Annotated in this window: 10 protein-coding genes; 4 read left to right on the top strand and 6 right to left on the bottom strand. The window is 63.6% G+C overall.

The genetic code is table 11. The features are described from left to right. Positions 1–47: 47 nt before the first annotated feature. Genes JQ611_RS01740 through JQ611_RS01730 form a run of 3 tightly spaced genes read right to left on the bottom strand, consistent with a single transcriptional unit; the run spans position 48 to position 3,112 of the window. Positions 48–1,157, bottom strand: a complete 1,110-nt coding sequence (locus tag JQ611_RS01740; protein ID WP_212464343.1) for a hypothetical protein — start codon at positions 1,155–1,157, stop codon at positions 48–50. A gap of 19 nt (positions 1,158–1,176) precedes the next feature. Next, positions 1,177–1,836, bottom strand: coding sequence for a glutathione S-transferase family protein (locus tag JQ611_RS01735; RefSeq protein ID WP_212464342.1), 660 nt, complete (start codon positions 1,834–1,836; stop codon positions 1,177–1,179). A gap of 4 nt (positions 1,837–1,840) precedes the next feature. After that, positions 1,841–3,112, bottom strand: coding sequence for an MFS transporter (locus JQ611_RS01730; RefSeq protein ID WP_212464341.1), 1,272 nt, complete (start codon positions 3,110–3,112; stop codon positions 1,841–1,843). Between the two features lie 312 nt (positions 3,113–3,424). On the opposite strand from JQ611_RS01730, the gene JQ611_RS01725 reads away from it, so the two are divergent. The 4 genes from JQ611_RS01725 (at position 3,425) to JQ611_RS01710 (ending at position 8,188) form a co-directional block, all read left to right on the top strand. After that, the gene (locus JQ611_RS01725) at positions 3,425–4,099 is read left to right on the top strand and encodes an ABC transporter ATP-binding protein (RefSeq protein WP_212464340.1); all 675 of its coding nucleotides are present in this window, start codon (positions 3,425–3,427) and stop codon (positions 4,097–4,099) included. Beyond that, positions 4,096–6,558, top strand: a complete 2,463-nt coding sequence (locus JQ611_RS01720; protein ID WP_212464339.1) for an ABC transporter permease — start codon at positions 4,096–4,098, stop codon at positions 6,556–6,558. Before JQ611_RS01725 ends, JQ611_RS01720 begins: the two co-directional genes overlap by 4 nt. Then, entirely contained in the window at positions 6,548–7,633 is a 1,086-nt protein-coding gene (locus JQ611_RS01715; RefSeq protein ID WP_212464338.1) for a lipocalin-like domain-containing protein, read from the top strand. Before JQ611_RS01720 ends, JQ611_RS01715 begins: the two co-directional genes overlap by 11 nt. A 162-nt stretch (positions 7,634–7,795) precedes the next feature. Further along, entirely contained in the window at positions 7,796–8,188 is a 393-nt protein-coding gene (locus JQ611_RS01710) for an MAPEG family protein (RefSeq protein WP_212390802.1), read from the top strand. Between the two features lie 160 nt (positions 8,189–8,348). Here JQ611_RS01710 and JQ611_RS01705 read toward each other — a convergent pair whose 3' ends face one another. The 3 genes from JQ611_RS01705 to JQ611_RS01695 all read right to left on the bottom strand — a co-directional run bounded on the left by JQ611_RS01705 (position 8,349) and on the right by JQ611_RS01695 (position 14,167). Next, entirely contained in the window at positions 8,349–9,539 is a 1,191-nt protein-coding gene (locus tag JQ611_RS01705) for an ABC transporter substrate-binding protein (RefSeq protein WP_212267312.1), read from the bottom strand. Between the two features lie 252 nt (positions 9,540–9,791). Further along, the gene (locus JQ611_RS01700) at positions 9,792–12,947 is read right to left on the bottom strand and encodes an efflux RND transporter permease subunit (protein WP_212267309.1); all 3,156 of its coding nucleotides are present in this window, start codon (positions 12,945–12,947) and stop codon (positions 9,792–9,794) included. Continuing rightward, entirely contained in the window at positions 12,944–14,167 is a 1,224-nt protein-coding gene (locus tag JQ611_RS01695) for an efflux RND transporter periplasmic adaptor subunit (RefSeq protein ID WP_212267306.1), read from the bottom strand. Before JQ611_RS01695 ends, JQ611_RS01700 begins: the two co-directional genes overlap by 4 nt. Positions 14,168–14,401: the final 234 nt, after the last annotated feature.

Below are 14,401 nucleotides of genomic sequence, written 5' to 3'. Positions count from 1 at the left end.
GGAGTATGAAGCATGAGTTACCGGTTGCAAGGTTCCACCGGCCGGCTTCAAACCTTTTGCCCCGCCTTGATCTCCTTGAACACGGCAAGCGCCTGTTCGAATTTGGCATTGAACAGCCACATCGCATCGAGGATTTCGCGCATGGTTGCAGACGTCCGCGCCCTGTCGGCCTGTCCAAAGGTGAAAACGCTGTTGTTCCGCAAGAATCCCATGATGACAGGATCGGAAATCCGGTAGTTGAGTAAATTGCCCGACTTAAGCGCGGATTTGGTCGGCGCGGGAATAATCTGGATCAGCTCGAACAGCTTCATCTGATCGATCGGATCCGGCAGCGTTTTCACGATTGCCGGCACCTGCGGAAAAACTTCCGCATGCGCGTTCATCAGGGCATCCCGCACCGAGGTCCAGTGGTTGAACCGGTGATCCATATTGCCGGCCCGCGCCTCCTCTTTGTCGTCGCGCTGGATCAGCGCAGGATCGAAAGCTGCGATCGACGGTTTTATCGCCGCCCACTTCCTGCGGCCGTTCAGATCTTCCGATGTGCCCGTTTGCAGGCTGCCCTTGTATTTGTTCGAGCGCGCATTGCCGATGGTTTGATTGCCATTGGTCTCGGCAAAGAACAGCCCGAGGCTGATCCGGCCTGCCGCCTCGGCATTGACAGCATCGAGGCCTTTGGCGCGAGCAATCGCCGTTCCCAGATCGACGACGTCCTTGAACGGGATATCTGATTTTTGCGCGTTGGCGGGCGGCGCCTGCATCACATCGAAAAGCTTCCGGTACTCGTCGAGCAGCGGCTCGGTAGCCACGTTGAAATAGGCCGGCGGGATTTCGTATTTGTTGGGCCCACCGATTTTGGACGGCAGCACGTCGGTGAGATCCTTGTAGGCGCTCAGCATCTTGTTGCGCGCCAGATAGAGCGCCTGTCCCGGCAGGTTCGGCAGCGGTTGCTTCGCATTGATCTGCGCGCGCCGCTGTACGAGGATCGCCTCGAAGTTCTTTACCGCATCATTGTACGCATTGAGCGCGTCCGATTGCGTCTTCGTGAGCGTACCCTGCGCCATCACGGTGCCTGTGAAACCGATGGCCATCGGCAGCGCCAACAACAGCGCGAACGCAAGCGCCGCCACGGGCACGCCGCTAAAACTTTTGATCCCCATGGCCGTCTCCCAACGCCCGCTATGCCGGCCGGTTCATCGTCAGCCGCAGATCCGATCCCAGCGGCATCAGCTCATAGGGCGGCTTCCAGCCCGGCAGCGCCGCAAGGCGCTTCCGCCAGGCATCCAGCGCCGGATAATCCGCTGCGATGTCGAAGCCTGTCTCTTCCGGCGGATAATAGACATACCCGGCCAGCGAGAAATCCACGATGGTCGGCCGGTCGCCCAGCATGAAGGCGCGATCCCTGAGGTGTTTGTCGGCGATTGCAAAACTCGACTCGGTCCGCGCGCGCAGGAACGAAAGGATCGCCGGATGCACCGGCTCCGGCATGAAAGATCGCTGAAACCGGTGCATTGCATGGTTGTTGGTGAACTTGTGATTATCAAACATGATCCAGCGCAAGGCTTCGTATCGCTCGTCGGCGGCGGGCGCGAAATGGCCGGTGGTTTCCGCAAGCCAGACCAGGATCGCACCCGATTGCGACATCAACTGCCCGTCGACTTCGAGCACGGGCACCTCGCCCATCGCATTGGTGCCGGCGCGCCAGTTCGGATCGCGGGTCGCACCGCCCGCGAAATCGACCCCGACCGGCTCCCAGTCGAGGCCGGCGCAGTTCATGTACAGCGCCAGCTTGTAGGAATTGCCCGAGGCGCCGATGCAATGCAGCTTGTAGCGGGCCATTGGCTCACGCGAACTTCGGTTGTGCGGCCTGAGCCAGCAGCCGCGCCCGCTCGCTGTTAGGCCACAGCAGCAGCAGGCCGAGCAGTCCCGACGACACCATAACGACCGCGTTGATGGTGAAGCCGGTCAGATAGCCGTCGAGCGGCGTTGCCGCGTGCTTGATGACGCTTCCCATCACCAGGGGAGCGATAATGCCCGCCAGCGTGTAGATCGCGCCATAGATCGCAATCACGGCGCCGCGCTGCTGCACCGGCGTGAACTCGCCGAGCATCGGCGGACAGACCACGTAGATCGAACCGCTCAACCCGGTACCGACCACGAGCAGCGCAACCATCACTCCGCCCGGCGCGGAATAGGGCATCATCGCGAGAATCAGGCCGCCGATGATCAGCGGCACCGATCCCAGCACGCCGCGCGCGCCGCGGGTGGTAAAGCCCCGCGTCAGCATCACCTGCGAAATCCAGCCGGTGAGCAGCACGATCACCGCGCCGAACACCCAGGGCAGCACCGAAACCCAACCCGCATCCTTTTGCGAGAAGCCGAGCCCCTGCACGATGAAGGGCGTGAACCAGGTGAGGCCGAGCGACAGCGCCCAATACGCCCCGAAGGTCGCGGCACAGCAGCCGATGAAGGTGCGCGAGGTCAGGAGCTGGAAATAGGGAACGCGCGGATCGTTGGCGGCCATCGTTACCGTCTGCACCAGCGGGCCTTCCTTGCCCATGATCAGCCACGCCACCACCCACATCAGGCCGACCACGCCGAGCGCGCCGAACGCATAGTGCCAGCTGTGATTGACGATGATCCAGTTCAGCGCGGGCACCGCGAGGATCACGCCGAAGGCGGAACCCTGCGACAGGATCGCGGTCGGCAGGGTGCGCTTCTCGTCCGGAAACCATTTGTAGATCGCATGCACCGCTACCGCGAACGCCGGGCCCTCGCCGGCGCCGAGAATGATGCGGCAGATCAAGAGCGTGGTGAAGCTGACGGTACCGACCATCGGGAATTGCGCCACCGACCAGATCACCGCCATCGCCAGCAGAACCCAGCGGGTCTGGACGCTATTGACGATGAAGCCGACGACGATCGCCGAGATCGAAAACAGCAGGAAGAACGAGGATCCGAGTGTGCCGAACTGCTCCGCGTCGAGCTTCAACTCGGTCATGATCGGCACGCCGGCGAGGCCGACCACGATCTTGTCGGCAAAATTGACCAGCATGAACAGAAACAGCAGAAATGTGATTTTCCAGGCGCCCTTGGGCGTCACATGTTCGGTCATGGCTGCTACCCCAAGTTTATCGTTGCCGATTCAGTGACTTCGGCATGCGATGCTAGCCATGGCCTCCCCGGCAACGCAACTGCGCATTTTGACCGGAGGCGCGGCCCTGCAACTTTGCGCCGCCTGATCGCACCGTTGCAACCGGATCACGATCCCGTCGTCCCCGATATTGAGGCCGTGATCTGGTATCGCGGTCCTGATATGTTGCACGGCATCACGCCAAGGGAATTTCATGGTCAGTTCGATCTATCGCCACATCGATTTTGGCCACGCCGGCTTTCCCCACGCGCCGGAAGCTCGCGTGACCAGCGCATGACCAACGGCGAATCAATCGTGCTCACCGTGAACGGCCTGACCAAGAGCTACCGCGCCGCCGGCGAGGAAGTCGCGGTGCTGCGCGGCGTCAACCTGTCCGTCGCGGCCGGCGAGAGTGTCGCGCTAACTGGTGAATCCGGCAGCGGCAAGAGCACGCTGCTGCACCTGATCGCCGGCCTCGATGCCGCCGATGGCGGCGCGATCAGGCTCGACAACGCGCTGGTCTCCGAACTCTCGGATGCCGGCCGCGCCGAACTGCGCCGCGATCGCCTCGGGCTCGTATTCCAGCAATTCAATTTGATCCCGAGCCTGACCGTCGAGGACAATCTGGTGTTCCAGTCGCGCATCGCCGGACGCCACGATGATGCCTGGCATCAGGAACTGGTGGAGCGTCTGGGCCTGAAGAATTTCCTCAAGCGCTATCCCGAGCAATTGTCCGGCGGTCAGCAGCAGCGCGTTGCGATCGGCCGCGCGCTGGCAACAAAGCCGCTGCTGCTGCTCGCGGACGAGCCGACCGGCAATCTCGATGAAGCCACCGCCGACGAAGTGCTGGCGCTGGCCCGCGACCTCGTGGCGCGCAGCGGCTGCGGCTTCCTGATGGTGACGCACAGCGCGCGGCTCGCCGCCACGCTGGACCGCCAGGTCAATCTGCACGCCGGGGTGATCGCGTGAGGCGCGCGCTCTGGACGCTCGCCGTGCTCTTGAGCCATTGGCGGCGCCATCCGATGCAGCTCGCGACCTTGCTGATCGGCCTGATTTCGGCGACCGCGCTATGGAGCGGCGTGCAGGCACTCAATCAGCAGGCGCGCACGTCCTATGACCGCGCCGCCGCCACATTCGGCGGCACGCGGACCGCGATGTTGGTCGGCCGCGATGCGCCAACCTTCCCGCAACAGCTCTTCGTCGACCTGCGCCGCGCCGGCTGGCCGGTATCGCCGGCACTCGAAGGCCGCATCCAGATCGGTGGACGCTCGTTCCGCCTGCTCGGCATCGAGCCTGTGACGTTGCCGCGCGAGGTCGGCAGCGCGCCCGGGGTCGAAACCGCCAATCTGCAAGCCTTCATGACGCCGCCCGGCCAAATGCTGGTGGCGCCGGAAACGCTTTCCGATCTCAAGCTCACCGAGGGCGCTACAGCTGTCACCAATGGCGGCGTGGCATTACCGCCGCTGCGCGTGCAGGCGCAGCTGGTGCCGGGCGTGCTGGTGGTCGACATCGGCATCGCGCAGACTCTTTTGAAAACGCCGGATCAATTGTCCCGCCTGCTGATCGGCAAGGCCAAGGGCAAACCTGCGCCGTTGGAAAATGTCGTCGGCGACAAATTGCGTCTGGTTGCACCGGATGCCGAAACCGATCTCGAACGGCTTACCGACAGCTTCCATCTCAACCTCACCGCATTCGGACTGCTGTCGTTCTTCGTCGGCCTGTTCATCGTCAATTCCGCGATCGGCCTTGCCTTCGAGCAGCGCCTGCCCACCTTGCGCACGCTGCGCGCCTGCGGCGTGTCGGCGCGGATGTTGAACAGCGTGATGGTGATCGAACTGGTGTCGCTGGCGCTCTTCGCAGGCCTGATCGGCCTCGTCTGCGGCTACCTGATCGCGGCGACATTGCTGCCTGACGTCGCCGCATCCCTGCGCGGGCTATACGGCGCGCAGATCCCGGGACAGTTGACGCTGAAGCGCGAATGGTGGCTCGCCGGCATCGCCATCAGCATTCTGGGCGCGCTCGCCGCCGCGGCGACCAGCCTGACCAAGGCGCTTCGTTTGCCGCTGCTCGCCACCGCGCAGCCCTATGCCTGGCAACAGGCGCAGCGCCGCTGGCTGATGTTCCAGAGCGCGGTGGCGCTCAGCGTATTCGCCGCCGCCGGCGCGTTCTTGCTGTTCGGCGATTCCCTGGTGTCGGGCTTTGCCGTGCTCGCGGCCCTGCTGCTCGGCGCGGCGCTGATCCTGCCGATGCTGCTGGAAGTCGTGCTCGCGTTCGGCCAGCGGCATGCGCGCGGCCCGCTCAGCACCTGGTTCTGGGCCGACAGCCGCCAGCAGCTTTCGGGCTTGTCGCTGGCGCTGATGGCGCTGCTGCTGGCGCTCGCGGTCAATGTCGGCGTCGGCACCATGGTCGGCAGCTTCAATCGCACGTTCCTGGTCTGGCTCGACGGAAGGCTGGCGGCGGATGTCTATATCAGCGCGTCCGGCAATGCGCAGGCGACCGAGATCAGGAATTGGCTGCGCGAACGGCCCGAGGTCGAGGCGATCCTGCCCGGCGGCCGCGCCGACACGCAATTGGCAGGCGCGCCGCTCGAAGTGCTGGGCCTGCCCGATCACACCACCTATCGCGACAGCTGGCCACTGCTGGATCAGGCGCCGAACGCCTGGACCAGACTTCGTCCCGGCACGACCTGCCTCGTCAGCGAACAATTGGCGCGGCGCCTGAAGCTTTCGATCGGCGATCGCATCGACATTCCGGCGCCGGGCGGCAACTGGACGCTGGAAATCGTCGGCATCTATGCCGACTACGGCAATCCCAAGAGCCAGATCGCGGTCAACTATGCCGCGCTGACGCGACGTTTTCCGGAAGTTCCCCTGACACGGATGGGCTTGCGCGTCGCACCCGGCCAGATTCCGGCGCTGATCACGGCCTTGCAGGAAAAGTTCGGGCTCGACGACCGCAACGTCGCCGATCAGGCGACGATGAAGGCGGAATCGAAACGCATCTTCAACCGCACCTTCTCGGTGACTGCGGCGCTCAACGCCTTCACGCTCGGCGTCGCCGGCATCGCGCTCCTCACCAGCCTGCTGACGCTGAGCAATTCGCGGCTGCCGCAGCTGGCGCCGCTATGGGCGATCGGCATTACCAGGCGCAGGCTGGCCGCGATCGAGCTTCTCAAGACGATGTCGGTCGCGTTGATCACCGCGCTGTTCGCGCTGCCGCTGGGCCTCCTGGTGGCGTGGTGCCTGCTCGCGATCGTGAACGTAAAGGCCTTTGGCTGGCGTCTGCCGTTCCACGTCTTCCCGGCGCAATTGCTGTGGCTCGTCGGCGTCGCGATGGCGGCGGCCTTTTGTGCGGCAGCGCTTCCGGTCATGCGACTGGCGCGGATGCAGCCGGCGAGCCTGATCAGGATCTTTGCCAATGAGCGCTAGCGGCCTGATATCCCGCCGCAGTTTTGCCGGCGGCTTGTTGATCGCCTCGCTCGGCAGCAAGGTGTTGGCGCAGGGCTTTGCCGGCTTAGGCGAAAGCGCCAGTGGTTATGCCGCCGTCATCCCCGGCCGGGCATTTTCATTTCCCGCCGATCATGGCCCGCATCCGGAATTTCGGATCGAGTGGTGGTACGTCACGGCGAATCTCGCCGATGCCAACGGTGTCCCTTATGGCGCGCAGTGGACCCTGTTCCGGCAGGCGACAAAGCCGGGCACGCAACAGGAAGGCTGGGCCAATCAGCAGCTCTGGATGGGCCATGCCGCGGTGACGCGCGCCGACACCCATCGCACCAGCGAGACCTTTGCCCGCGGCGGCGTCGGTCAGGCTGGCGCTGACGCCGATCCATTTCTCGCCTGGATCGATTCCTGGGAAATGCGCGGGCTTGGCGCCGTCAATCCGGCAAACATGGCGCCGCTCGAACTCAAAGCCTCAGGCGCCGATTTCAACTATGCGCTGCGCCTCGATGCCGACCGGCCGCTGGTGCTGCAGGGCGAGGCCGGCTACAGCCGCAAATCGCTGCGCGAACAGGCCTCCTATTACTACAGCCAGCCGCACTTCTCGGCGAAAGGCAGCATCACCATCGACGACAAAACTGTCGATGCCACCGGACAGGCCTGGCTCGACCGCGAATGGAGCAGCCAGCCGCTGGCCTCCGACCAGAGCGGCTGGGACTGGCTGTCGCTGCATTTCAAGACCGGCGAAAAGCTGATGCTGTACCGGATGCGCCAGACCGACGGCCAGCATTACGGCTCGGGCAAATGGGTCGCCCGCGACGGCAACACTGAGCCGCTCGCTTCAGCAGATATCAGCTTCACGCCGCAGGCTTACACGGAGATAGCGAACCGCAAGATCCCGACCTCATGGCGCATCGCCATTCCCAAACTCGCCGTCACGATCGACTGCACGCCGCTCAATGCGAAGAGCTGGATGGGAACGAATTTTCCTTATTGGGAAGGCCCGATCAGCTTTGGCGGGAGTCACACGGGATTAGGCTATCTGGAAATGACGGGGTACTGAAACGTCATTCCGGGGCGATGCGAAGCATCGAACTACGATGTGCTATTGCACATCTGAGAATCTCGAGATTCCCCGGTGCGCAATTGCGCACCTGTGGTCAGGTGCTAATGCACCATCCCGGAATGACGGCCAGGACCGTTCGCAAAGAGGAATCACTCGCCAATGTACCACTTCACCGCTCTCGTCACCTGCCTTGCCATTCTGTTCTACTTCTTCACCTCGATTCAGGTTTCGAAAGCGCGCAGCGCGTTCGGCGTCAAGGTACCGGCGACGTCAGGCCATCCGGATTTCGAGCGCGTGTTTCGCGTGCAGATGAACACACTGGAATGGATGCCGATCTTCCTGCCGTCGCTGTGGCTGTTCGCGGTCTATATCAGCGACCCCTTCGCGGCAGGGCTCGGCCTGGTCTGGATCGCCGGCCGCCTCCTCTACATGTTCGGCTATTCGCAGGCCGCCGCCAAGCGCGGCCGCGGCTTTGGCATCCAGGCGTTAGCTGCGATCGTGCTCTGGGTCGGCGCGTCGGGCGCGATCGTGTGGCGGATCGTACAGGGGTGAGCACCGCGCAACTCCCTCCCCACGTCGTCCCGGCGTTCGCCGGAACCCATACGCCGTGCAGTCGCGGTAAGGTAAGCTGGCAGACACCTTCTGCAAACAACAGCCGCCGGTGGTTATGGGTCCCGGCGTTCGCCGGGACGACGATGGTGAGAGACGTGCCTCACTTCGTCAGCGGGCAGCCCGAATCCTTGGCGCTCGGAAACGCCTTGTCGCCGGGCACCACGGCGAGCTGCTTGTAATAGTCCCACGGCTTCTTCGACTCCGACGGCTTCTTGACCTCGAACAGATAGAGGTCGTGCACCATGCGGCCGTTCTCGAGCACCTTGCCTTGCGCGAAGAGATCGTCGACCGGCAGTTCCTTCAGCTTCTTGGCGACGGCCTCGGTGTCCTTGGTGCCGGCCGCCTTGACCGCTTTCAGATATTGCAGCGTCGCGGAGTAAGTGCCGGCCTGGATCATGTTCGGCATCCGGCCGGTGCGCTTGAAGAAACGGTTGGCGAGGTCGCGGCTCCTGTCGTCGCGATCCCAGTAATAGCCTTCCGTCAGCACCAGGCCTTGCGCCGCTTCCAGTCCGAGGCCGTGGACTTCGGCGAGCGTCAGCAACAGGCCGGCCAGCTTCTGTCCGCCCCTGACGATGCCGAATTCGGCCGCCTGCTTGATCGAGTTGGTGGTGTCGAGACCGGCATTGGCGAGCCCGATGATTTTCGCCTTCGAACTTTGCGCCTGCAGCAGGAACGACGAAAAATCCGACGAGTTCAGGGGAATGCGGACCGCGCCCAGCACCTTGCCGCCCATTTCCTTGACGAGGTCGCCGGTGTCTTTTTCCAGCGCATGGCCGAACGCGTAGTCGGCGGTCAGGAAGAACCAGCTGTCGCCGCCGGATTGCACCAGCGCGCCGCCGGTGCCGACCGCCAGCGCGTGGGTGTCGTAGGCCCAGTGGAACCCGTAAGGCTGGCAGGCGTCGCCGGTGAGCCGCGAGGTGGCCGCACCGACGACGATGTCGATCTTCTTCATCTGCTTCGACAGATCATGAATCGCGAGCGCGACCGAGGAGGTCGTCAGCTCCGTGATCATGTCGACGTTCTCGACCTCATACCAGCGCCGCGCGATCGCAGTGCCGAGATCGGGCTTGTTCTGGTGGTCGGCGGAGACGATCTCGATCTTGTGGCCGAGCACCTCGCCGCCGAAATCCTCGATCGCCATCTTGGCGGCCTCGAACGACCATTTGCCGCCGTAATCGGCATAGACCCCGGACTGATCGTTCAGGATGCCGATCTTGACGCCCTGCGCCGCCGCCGGTGCGGCGAGCAAAAGGCCGCTCAATGCTACGGCTATCAACAAACCCGATTTCATATCTGTCTCCCGGCAGTTCTTGGTTTTGGAAATTTCAGGGCAGTAATATTCTATAACCCTGCGGCGGCCCAGCTATTCAAGTCAGCCAATAGTCTTGGGCTGGTCGGCGATCCGATCTCTCCCTCCGTCATTCCGGGGCGCGCGAAGCGCGAACCCGGAATCCATTAGGCGGCAAGTTTCGTAGATGAATGGATTCCACGATGTGCAATTGCACATCGGGGAATGACCATGGAGCAACAAGCTCACCCGCGATCACACCGCGGCGACATCCTTCGGCTTCTTCGGATCTGCCAGCCCACGAACGATCATGTAGAAGATCGGCGTGAAGATCAGGCCGAACACCGTAACGCCGATCATGCCGAAGAACACCGCGACCCCGACCGCCTGGCGCATTTCCGATCCCGAGCCGGACGAGATCACCAGCGGCAGCACACCGAGAATGAAGGCGAACGACGTCATCAGGATCGGCCGCAGCCGCAACCGGCAGGCTTCGATCACCGCCTCCAGCCGCGGCTTGCCTTCAAGCTCGATGTCGCGCGCGAACTCGACGATCAGGATCGCGTTTTTCGCCGCCAGCCCCACCAGCACCACGAAGCCGATCTGGGTCAGGATGTTGACGTCCTGCCCCATGATCCGCACGCCGATGGTGGCGGCGAGCAGGCACATCGGCACGATCAGGATCACCGCGAACGGCAAGCTCCAGCTGCCATATTGCGCCGCCAGCACCAGGAACACGAACAGCACGCAGATCGGGAACACGTAGAGACCCGCATTGCCGCCGGTGACCTGCTGATAGGACAGGTCGGTCCATTCATAGGCGAAGCCGCTCGGCAGCGTCTCTTCCGCCAGCTTCTTCATGGTGTCGATGGCGGTCGCCGAACTGGTGCCCGGCAGCGTGTCGCCCTGCAGCTCCGACGCCGGATAGAGATTATAGCGCGCGACGCGGTCCGGCCCTGAGATGTCCTTGAAATCCACGACGCTGCCGAGCATCACCATGTCGCCGGCGGCGTTGCGGGTGCGCAGCCGCGCCAGATCGGAGGTTTCCTTCCGGAACGGCAGATCGGCCTGCGCCGTGACGTGATAGGTGCGGCCGAACAGGTTGAAGTCGTTGACGTAGATCGAACCGAAATAGGACTGGATGGCCTCGGTGACGCTCGAAATCGGCACGCCAAGTTTCTGCGCCTTGACCCGGTCGATGTCGACGAACACCTGCGGCGTGTTGGCGGTGAACGGCGAAAACACCGAGGTCAGGCCGGGCGCCTTGCGCGCCGCGCCAACCAGCTCGTCGGTCGCAGCGGCAAGCATTTCCGGTCCGCGGCCCTGGCGATCCTGAACGCGCATGGCGAAACCACCACCGGTGCCGATGCCCGGCACCGCGGGCGGCGGGATCACGATGATGAAGGCGTCTTCGATCGCAGCGAGCCGCTTGCGTAAATCGTTGGTGATGACAGCCGCGGTCAATCCCTTCTTGATCCGATGTTCCGGATCCTCGAACACCGGGAACAGGGCCGCGGCATTGCCCGCCTGCGTTCGGGTCGCGCCCGAGAAGCCGGCGAACGCAGCTACCCTGATGATGCCCGGCGTATCGAGCGCGATCTTTTCGATCTCCCGGACCACTTCGGTGGTACGCGCCAGCGACGCCGCGCCGGGCAACTGCACGGATACGATGATGTAGCCGCGATCCTGCGCCGGAATGAAGCCTTGCGGCGTGGTGTAAAGCAGCCATCCGGCGCTGCCGATCAGCGCGGCATACAGCAGCAGCATGACGGCCGAATGCCGGATCACGAAATTGGCCGCGCTGGCGTAACCATGCGCCAGCCGGTCGAAGGTGCGATTGAACACCCCGGTGAAGGCGTCCCAGCCGCGCCCGATGAAATTCCAACTGGCCGGCGGCTTCTTTTCCGCGTGCGGTACCAGGATCAACGAGGCCAGCGCGGGCGACAGTGTCAGCGAGCAGAAACAGGAGATCGCGGTTGCCACCGCGATGGTGACGGCGAATTGCTGGAAGAACTGCCCGGAAATGCCGCCGAGGAACGCGGTCGGCACGAACACCGCGCACAGCACCAGCGCGATCGAGACCAGGGCTGCACCCACCTCTTCCATCGTCTTCAGTGCCGCGTCGCGCCGGCTCATGCCGTGTTCGAGATGCCGCTCGACGTTTTCGACCACGACGATCGCGTCATCGACCACGATGCCGACCGCGAGCACCAGCCCGAACAAAGTGAGGTTGTTGATCGAGAATCCCAGCGCCGCCATCACGGCGAAGGTGCCGACCAGCGACACCGGGATCGCGATGATGGGAATGATCGCCGGACGCCAGCCCTGCAGGAACACCAGCACCACGATGACGACGAGGATCATCGCCTCGTAGATCGTCTTGATCAGCTCGCTGACGGATTGCGCGATGAACTCGGTCGGATTGTAGCCGATATTGTAGTCGAGGCCCTTGGGAAAGTCGGCCTTCAGCTTCGTCATCGTATCGGAGATGTTCTTGGCGGTAGCGAGCGCATTCGAGCCGGGTCGCTGGGTCACCAGCAGTGCGACGGCCGATTTCCGCAGCAGGAAGCTGTTGGTCGTATAGGACAAGGCCCCCAGTTCGACCCTTGCCACGTCGCGCAATCGCACCGTGCGGCCGTCGGAGCCGGATCTGACGACGATGTCCTCGAATTGCTTGATATCCTTCAGCCGGCCGGTGAAGGTGAGATTGGGCTGGAAAGCCCGGTCGGCGATCGGCGGCTCCGCGATCTGCCCGCCCGTGATCTGCAGGTTTTGCGCACGGATCGCCGCCAGCACTTCGCCGGCGGTCATGCCGAGCGTGGCGATCCGGTCCGGATCGAGCCACAGCCGCATCGAGTAGTCGCGCGCGCCGAACATCTGGATGTCGCCGATGCCGTCGACGCGAAGCAACTGATCGCGCACCTGCAGCAGCGCATAGTTGCTGATATAGAGCTGGTCGAAGCTGTCGTCGGGCGACAGCATGAACACGACCATCAGGATGTCGGGGCTGTTCTTGCGGGTGACGACGCCGTTGCGCTGCACCTCTTCCGGCAATCTCGGCTGGGCGATGGCGACGCGGTTCTGGACCAGCACCTGGGCCTTGTCCAGATCAGTACCGAGCTTGAACGTCACCGTGATCGTCAACTGCCCGCTCGAGGTGGCCTGGCTGTAGAGATACAGCATGTCCTCGACGCCGTTGATCTCCTGCTCGATGGGGGCTGCGACCGTATCGGAGACGGTCTGCGCGGTCGCGCCGGGATATTGCGTGGTGACCACCACGGTCGGCGGCACCACTTGCGGATATTCCGACACCGGCAGCGTGGTGTAGGCGATCGCGCCGATAATCAGCAGCACGATCGACAGCACCATCGCCAGGATGGGCTGATTGATGGAGAGCCGGCCGAGGTTCATTTCTTGTCACCGGCAGGCGCTGGAGTGGGAGCGGGATTCGGCGTGACTTTCGCGCCGACGCGGGCGCGCTGCAGGCCGGCGACGATCACGCGATCTTCGGCCTTGAGGCCTTCGCGGATTACGCGCAGGCCTTCGTCGAGCGGGCCGAGGGTTACCGGCTTCGCCTCGACGGTATTGTCGTCCTTGACGACGAAAACGATTTTTCGCGATTGATCGGTGGCGATCGCGGTATCCGGCAGCAGCAGCGCTTCATACGGCGCACTGCCGATCAGCCGCACGCGGCCGAACTGCCCGGGCAGGATCGACATGTCCTTGTTCGGAATCACGGCGCGGCTGCGCAACGTACCGGTCGAGACGTCGAGGCGGTTATCGATGAAATCCATCTTGCCGTCATGCGACGGCTTGGTCTCCCCGGTCAGCGTCACCTGCACCGGGTTCGGGGTATCACGCGAACTCGGCCGCCGGCCCTCAAACCACAGGCGGTTGTTCCTCAAATAGGTCGTCTCGTCCACGTCGAAATAGATGTAGATCGGATCGAGCGAGACGATCGAGGTGAGCAGGGTCGAGGCGCCATCGCTGCCCTGCACCAGATTGCCGGGGGTCACGAGATGACGGCTGACGCGGCCCGCGATCGGCGCCATCACATGGGCGAATTCGATGTTGAGCCTGGCTGCCTTGAGCGCGCCTTCGGCCTGCATCTCGGCCGCACGTGCCGCCTGCAGGGTCTGCCGGCGCTGATCGACGATGGAATCGGAGACCGCTTGGGTCAGGTTCAAGGTCAAGGCGCGATCGAGTTCGCGTTTGGCGAGTTCGCCCTTGGCGCGCGCATCGGAAAGCTGGCCGTCGGCTTGGTCTGCGACCGCTTCAAAGGGGCGGGCATCGATTACATAGAGAAGATCGCCGGCCTTGACGAAGGCGCCGTCGCGGAACTCGACGCTGTTCACGAAGCCGCCTACGCGGGCGCGAACCTGGACTTCCTGGACCGCCTCGAACCGCCCGGTGAATTCGTCCCAATCCGTGACGGTGCGCTTCACCGGCTGCGCGACCGTTACCGGCGGCGCCGCGGCCGCGGCTGGCTGCGGGGGCTTGTCGCCACATCCGGACAGCGCCAGCGCGGACACCAGGATCAGCGGCGAGAGGCTGCGAAGCGAAGGGAAGAAGACGTGACGGCCTTCCGGCTGAACCGGACAATCCCGTTTTTCAGTCGCGCTCAATTCCATCTGCTCCATCTCCCCTGGCACTTCCCGACATCTCGATCGATGGAGGCGGCTGCCGCTCCCCGGCGGAGGTCACAGATGTGACTGGTTCCCAGTCTGTTCAAGAAGGCGATGGGATCAAGCACAATCGTTATGCATGGCGGACGATCACGCCTTGCGCCGGTGCGGGTACTGGGCTGGCACGAATGGGTCAAAAGTGCTGGCCTGAAGGAAAATCGCCGGATTGCGCCATCGCGG

It is taken from the genome of Bradyrhizobium sp. AUGA SZCCT0182 (assembly GCF_018130185.1).
GTDB lineage: Bacteria > Pseudomonadota > Alphaproteobacteria > Rhizobiales > Xanthobacteraceae > Bradyrhizobium.
This window is presented reverse-complemented; position numbering and strand designations above follow the sequence as displayed.